The organism is Mycobacterium toneyamaense (assembly GCF_055384815.1).
Window position 1 is genome coordinate 5,554,340 of record NZ_AP040333.1, and the last position, 6,315, is coordinate 5,560,654.

Here is a 6,315-nt window from a genome sequence, read left to right on the forward strand (position 1 = left end):
GCACCATGTTCGATCTCACCAACAAGAACGTCATCGTCACCGGCGCCACCAAGGGCATCGGCTACGGCATCGCCGCGGTCTTCGCCACCGCGGGCGCCAATGTCGCCGTGGCGGCCCGCTCACTGCACGACCTCGACACCGCCGTCTCCGGCCTGGACGGGCTCGGGTCCGGCAAGATCATCGGGGTCGCGGTCGACGTGGCCGATCCCCGGTCCTGCCACGCGATGGCCGAGGCTGCCGTCGACGCCTTCGGCGGCATCGACGTGCTGTGCGCCAACGCCGGCATCTTCCCCGAGGCACCGCTGGCCACCATGACACCCGACGATCTCGCCACCGTGCTCGACGTCAACGTCAAGGGCACCGTCTACAGCGTGCAGGCCTGTCTCGAGGCGCTCACCCGCAGCGGCGCCGGCCGTGTCATCCTCACCTCGTCGATCACCGGTCCGGTGACGGGCTTCCCCGGCTGGTCGCACTACGGCGCATCCAAGGCCGCACAGCTGGGCTTCATGCGCACCGCGGCAATCGAACTCGCGCCCAAGCGCATCACCGTCAACGCCATCCTGCCCGGCAACATCCTCACCGAGGGTCTGCAGGAGATGGGCGAGGACTACATCGCCGGCATGGCCCGCTCCATCCCCGCCGGGACGCTGGGCACTCCCGAAGACATCGGCCACGTCGCCGCGTTCCTCGCCAGCGACGAGGCCCGTTACCTCACCGGCCAGTCCATCGTCGTCGACGGCGGGCAAATCCTGCCGGAATCCCTGGACGCCGTCGCCGGGTGATACCAGGTCGGTACGGTGAACGACATGGACGAGTCCGAGGGTGGCCCGGTAGCCGAGGATGTGCGGCGCCGCATCGTCAGCATGCTCGACGCCGGAACGCTCCGTCCCGGTGACCGTCTCGGTTCCGAACGCGAGATGGCCGAGCAGTTCTCCGTCTCGCGGGCGACGCTGCGCAGTGCCCTGGTTCCGCTGAGCCGCGCCGGCATCCTGGAGCGGCGCAGCGGCCGTGCGGGCGGCACGTTCATCAAGACCGTGCTCGTGGAACGCAACGTCGCCGAGCTGTCGGGCCTGCCGAATCGGCTGAAGCAGGGCGGTCATTCCACGACCCGCAGCCGGGTGCTGTCGACGGCCCTGCGCGGCGCCACGGCCATCGAGGCGCAACGCCTGGGCATCGAGCCCGACACCGAACTCGTCGTCATCCAGCGCCTGCGCTATGCCGACGGCTTCCCGCTGTCGGTCGACTGCGCGCACTTCCCCGCCGACCTCGTTCCGGACCTGCTCGAGCAACCTCTCGGCGGGTCGCTCTACGACATCTTGGCCGTCCGCTACGACCTGCGGCCGGTCACCTCGGTCGAGAGCATCGAGGTCGTCAGCGCCAATCCCCGTGAAGCGTCCTGGCTCGAAATCCCGACGCGCACTCCCCTGCTGGCGATGACGCGTGTCGCCTCGGATGCGGGCGGGCGGCCGTTCGAATACTCCGAGGATCTGTTCCGCGCCGACCGGGTCCGGCTCGTCGCCAAGACCTCCGCGCTGGCCGAGCGCGAGACCCTCGGCACCGACGGCCGCGTCGAGCTCACCGTCACGGCCTAGCTGTCCCACCGAGCGCGCCGAGAATGCCCAGGGATTTCCACTAGCTCCAGCTCATTTAGGCTGCGACACAAGTGAAAACAAGTCGTTCGCGCCGCGACCCAGCAGCGTGGTGTTGACCCTCCATACTTCCCGCACAGTCACGTCTGGGGAGCTTGTGCCTGGCATGGCCCACGCGGTTTCACATGTCGCCATATCCATGCCATAGGCGACCGGTGACGGCTCGCCCGTCAGGATGGCGATCGCGCCATCAGAGCCGATGTAGCTGGTGGACAGGCCTTCGGCATCGCAGGCCTTTCCCTTGGCGCCCGTTCGCAGGTCGAATTGCTGCCAACTTCGAAGCCGCTTGTCGGAGGCGACGTACAGGGTCGTACCAATGAGCCGTGCGTATAGCCGTAACGTCGGCTTGGGGATTTCGAGCAGTTGCCGCCCACTCATCGTGACGACTCGAAGCTGCGACTCGTCCTCCACGATCGGCACGTCGGGCGAGGTATTCACAAGGCCTCCGGCTATCTGCGCCGATAACCGGCCGGATTCATCAAGCAGCGCAACGCGTTCCGAGCCGTCTTGATCGTGATAGCTGAACCCGAACCCACCGGCGTAGACGATGGCACCCCCGACTGATGCGTCACGCCCCGCTGAAGGCTTCACCGAGACGCCGTCGACAACCGAGAAAACGATGTCCGGCGCCCTGAAAACACCTTGCGACGCAAACTTCATCGGCTGAAGGTCCGAATTGGCTCCCGCAGAATCCCCGAGCAGACCATCGCCCGGGACAAACCATGTGAGCTCGGCATGCGGGCCGACCCCATGAACACCACTGTCCGGCACCGCGGCAACCACGTAGTCACCTACCTGGCTCAAGCGTGGTTCGGGACCTGATCCGTATGCTCGTAGTTCAGTCGGGCCGTCGAACATCACGGCCCCAGTCTCGGTGTTGACGACCCACGCCCGCCGCGGCTGTCCCGAAGCCTCCCATACGCACAACAACATCGCCGGCCCATTCACGAAACAGCGAGTACTGGCCGCGCGTGCGTTGGGGCCCAGCCGAACCGGAGCGAACAGCCGGTGACCATCCGCCACGTTGACCCCGACAACTCGCCACCCGTCGCTCGAGGCACCGAGAAAGAATCCACGGTCCCCCACATTGCCGGCCGGATGGATCATCGAATCTGCCGGTAGCCCCAGCTCGGCTGCCGTCACGTGCCAGCCGAACACCGGTTGCTTCCGCATCGACTGAGACAGCAACAACTGGTTGGGCAACCCCAACTGCTCTGCGGTGGCCAGCGGTGGCGCAGACTGTGGCCTGCCGTCGACCGGTCGCTGGACGACGATCACGGCAGCCACCACCGCAGCAGCCAAAGCCAGCGCACCAGCCACCAGCCACCATTTGCGAAGCCCGCCTCGACGGATCATTCGACCTCGAAGTCCTGCGCCCGCAACCGTTCGATCGCCCGGCCATTGGCGAGCTCACCGCGGTTCTCCGGATACAGCCAGTAATGCCGGATAGCCCAGTAGAGCGCAGCTCCATTCGCCTGGTAGGTAGGCAAGCTGTTGATGGTCTGCGTTTCACCATCTGTCATCACCATCACCGCCGGACAGCTCACGGCCTTGCCCTTGGGCGCCTGGTCAATGACATCCACCACGTCATCCCACGCTCCACTGGCGGTCGTGGTTACGGAGTTTGAGACCTCAAACCCTTCCGGCGACAGTTTCAGATATCCCCAGCCGTTCGACCTACCGCGCAGGAGAAGGTAGGCAAACCAACACACCATTCCGGCAACAATAATGGGGTAATAGATTTGCCTGGCCCCACCGATTCCGATTGCGAGCCGCCCGCTAGGAACGTAGCAAACAAAAGAAATTCCACTAACTATCGCGCTGACAATCGATAGCTCCAGGAACCGGGTCTTTGCGTGTGGTGGACGGAAATATGTGCCGTCGGCTTCACTGGTTGCCTGAGGAACAACGCGACCCAGCCGAACCTGTAGTGCCAAAACAAGCAGAAACAGGAAACACAGTAGTAGTCCGACAGCGAATACAGAAGTTAGATAGTCACGACGGCCAAGTAGATAGAGAACCCAGATGAGGCAAAGCGCAACGAGAACCGCAAAAACCGAGATAGAAAAATTCGCGGCCACTCTTGGATTTTTCCAGTGCTCGGGCATCTGTAATTCTATTTCGGGCAAAATGCACCACCAACCTGATTTCCTATCCACTCCATTCCCTTGCCCCCGCCGAACGCACCCCCGACCGCAAACACTGGCACTGTAAACGCCGCCACCTCGGGCCCAAACGGCGCACCGACTACGGCACCGAGCTTTGCACCGCCCCAGCCTCCGGCGTAATCACCGCCAACCCCGAAAACCCCAGAGATGCCTGCGACACAGGCCTCATGCGGAGTCGGCGCAGCGGCAAACTTATACATTGTTGTCAATAGTCCCAGAGCTGGCCCGCCGTATCTGGCAGCCTTACCGATGTCCTTGACGGAGTCCGGGGTCAGCCCCGGCAGGCTGCCGCCTCGGCCCACGTGTGCATCGAGGCCTGTGAGTGCCCCGCCGACCACCGTCGGCGCGTCGCTGGTAAAGAACGGATTGTCGGGCGGCAACGCTCCGTGCCGCCCATCCGGCATTGTCCAACCCGCTGTTTGGTGTCCGTCCGGGGTCTCGGTGGCGAGGAAGAATGCACCGTTGTTCCCGAAATCCATCTGGGTGTATTTCACCTTTGTTCCAGGGTCAACCCAGGACGCCGTGTGACAAAGCAAATTGCCGTTCTTGTCGAACCAATTCGACCCCACATGTTCCATCTTCTTCGTATTATTGAAGTCATACGTCGTGATGACCTTCTTGCCGCCGTCCGCCATTGTCAACGTGGTGACGTGATTTCCGTCCTTGTCAATCGATTCGGTCGTGGCAATTCTGATAGTCGCCATATCTTCGCCACGGACGATGCCTTGCTGCATCAATCCGTCCATGGTGAGCGGGTTTGGAACCTCGTCCGCCGGTTGCACCGGCCCGGTCGTCGGGAACCCCAAGCCGATGTCACTCGGCGCAGGCAACGCGAAGCCAAAATTCTTCGCAGCAGCCTGCACCGCAGCTGCCGTACCACTATCGGCGCCACCGACGGCCACCAGCAGCCGGTTGACTTCTACCTGCTCCACTTCCGCTTGACGCTGGAGCGCGGCGGCCTTCTCCTCTGACATCTCGGCTGGTTTGATCAGCACTACCCACTGATCGCTGACGTGAAGTTCGGTCCGATCGATCGCGTCGGCTTTGTTGATGAGCGCGGCCCTTGCATTGCCAATATCTGACGCGCCCTTGGCGAGTGCCGATTTCACCGAGCTCGTGTACTTCGCGAAATCATCAGCGGCTCTCGTCGCCCGGCCGAACATCGCGGTCGCTGCGTCATGTGCGGAGCCCGACCATGCGCTCGCCTCAGGCATCCGCCTGATCTGGTCGTCGAGAGATCGAACGGCTGACGCGATATCGTCGCCGCTCTTTCCCAGTGCACTCCCCGCCGAGACGAGGGAATCTGGCGACCATTTCTCCAACCGGGGTCTCGACGGCAACATCGGTCAGAACAGCCCTTTGAACGCCCCGGCGAGGTCGCTGTCGGTCACCTCGTACTTGTCGCCGGCCCCGCGAACCGCCGCCCCCATACGCGTGATGCTGCTTGCGATCTTCTCAGCCTCGGCGGCGATATGGGCTCCGACAACGCGGCAGGCCCATTGCGTAGTGGAACCAGGTAGCCCATCTCCGGCGCTACTCGCCTTGCTCCCCATGTCCGCGGCACGGATCGCATTGGATGCGATACCAACTTGATCTGCGAACGCCCGCAAAATCTCAGGGTCAACCAGCATTCGGATCCTCCCCACCCTCGCGTTCGAGGATATCGCGCACCGCGAGGGCGAACCGTCAGCAAAATCAGAATTGACCGATCTTTACTGGATGCCGAGACTTGACCGATCCGCAGCGCCCGTTGAGTAGATGGCCTGCTGGCCGCGGATTCACCCGAACAGGTCGACGGCCGCGGCGATGCGGGCCGCGGCATCGCCGACGATCGCCTCACCGTGGCCGAACCCGGCGATGCGGGCGCCGGTCGCCGCGATGATGCCGGCGGCCCGGACCGCGGCGGGCCGGTCGGTGTTGAAGACACCCACGGCCACTTGACCGTTCACCTCCGCGACGGCGTCGCCGGTGAGCACGGCATCGTCGTCCGACAGGTACAGCGCGATACTGCCCGGCGTGTGACCCGGGACGGCGATGACGCGGGCGCCGCCGGCGAAGTCGAGGATGTCACCATCGGCCACCGTGCGGTCGACAGGGCAGGCCGGGCCGTGCGGTGCGGCGTCGAAGTCCGGCCGCAGCGTCCGCTCGGCATCGGTGAGGACCGGTACCGGCCCGTCGGCGGCACCCGTGATGTACGACGAATCCAGCTCCCCGGCAATCACTTCGGCACCGGACCAGCCGGCGATCTCCGCGGCGGCGCCGCAGTGGTCCTCGTGAAAGTGCGTCAGCACAATACGTTTCACATCGGCGGGCTCCCGGCCGAGTGCGGTGAGGGCGTCGGCGACCAGTGCGGCGCTGTCGGGCCAGCCGGTATCGACGAGCGTCACACCGTCGGGGTCGAGCCGCAGATAGCAGTTGAGCAGATGGGCCCGCTCGCCAGGGATCCGCAGTCGGTACAACAACGGGGTCAGCGCGAGCAGTTCGGCCATGTCCCCACG

7 protein-coding genes are annotated in these 6,315 nt (G+C 64.3%); 2 read left to right on the forward strand and 5 right to left on the reverse strand.

What is annotated here, in order from left to right; all coding sequences use genetic code 11:
• Positions 1 to 5: 5 nt before the first annotated feature.
• Together fabG and ACZ5IQ_RS26880 are read left to right on the forward strand one after the other, a co-directional pair.
• Positions 6 to 782, forward strand: a complete 777-nt coding sequence (fabG, locus tag ACZ5IQ_RS26875) for a 3-oxoacyl-ACP reductase FabG (RefSeq protein WP_212807383.1) — start codon at positions 6 to 8, stop codon at positions 780 to 782.
• 24 nt (positions 783 to 806) lie between these two features.
• Positions 807 to 1,592 carry a GntR family transcriptional regulator gene (locus ACZ5IQ_RS26880; protein WP_212807384.1) on the forward strand — a complete coding sequence of 262 codons (786 nt, stop codon included), beginning with the start codon at positions 807 to 809 and terminating at the stop codon, positions 1,590 to 1,592.
• A gap of 51 nt (positions 1,593 to 1,643) precedes the next feature.
• Here ACZ5IQ_RS26880 and ACZ5IQ_RS26885 read toward each other — a convergent pair whose 3' ends face one another.
• From ACZ5IQ_RS26885 to ACZ5IQ_RS26905, 5 genes are all read right to left on the reverse strand, one after another.
• Positions 1,644 to 2,969: a hypothetical protein gene (locus ACZ5IQ_RS26885; protein ID WP_212807385.1), complete on the reverse strand. Its 1,326-nt coding sequence runs from the start codon at positions 2,967 to 2,969 to the stop codon at positions 1,644 to 1,646.
• A gap of 32 nt (positions 2,970 to 3,001) precedes the next feature.
• The gene (locus ACZ5IQ_RS26890) at positions 3,002 to 3,757 is read right to left on the reverse strand and encodes a hypothetical protein (protein WP_212807386.1); all 756 of its coding nucleotides are present in this window, start codon (positions 3,755 to 3,757) and stop codon (positions 3,002 to 3,004) included.
• Between the two features lie 8 nt (positions 3,758 to 3,765).
• The gene (locus ACZ5IQ_RS26895) at positions 3,766 to 5,160 is read right to left on the reverse strand and encodes a WXG100 family type VII secretion target (protein ID WP_371824496.1); all 1,395 of its coding nucleotides are present in this window, start codon (positions 5,158 to 5,160) and stop codon (positions 3,766 to 3,768) included.
• Positions 5,161 to 5,163: 3 nt separating this feature from the next.
• Complete coding sequence (locus ACZ5IQ_RS26900) at positions 5,164 to 5,448, reverse strand: type VII secretion target (RefSeq protein ID WP_212807388.1); 285 nt, start codon at positions 5,446 to 5,448, stop codon at positions 5,164 to 5,166.
• A 147-nt stretch (positions 5,449 to 5,595) separates the two neighbouring features.
• Entirely contained in the window at positions 5,596 to 6,306 is a 711-nt protein-coding gene (locus ACZ5IQ_RS26905; protein ID WP_212807389.1) for an MBL fold metallo-hydrolase, read from the reverse strand.
• Between the last annotated feature and the right edge of the window lie 9 nt (positions 6,307 to 6,315).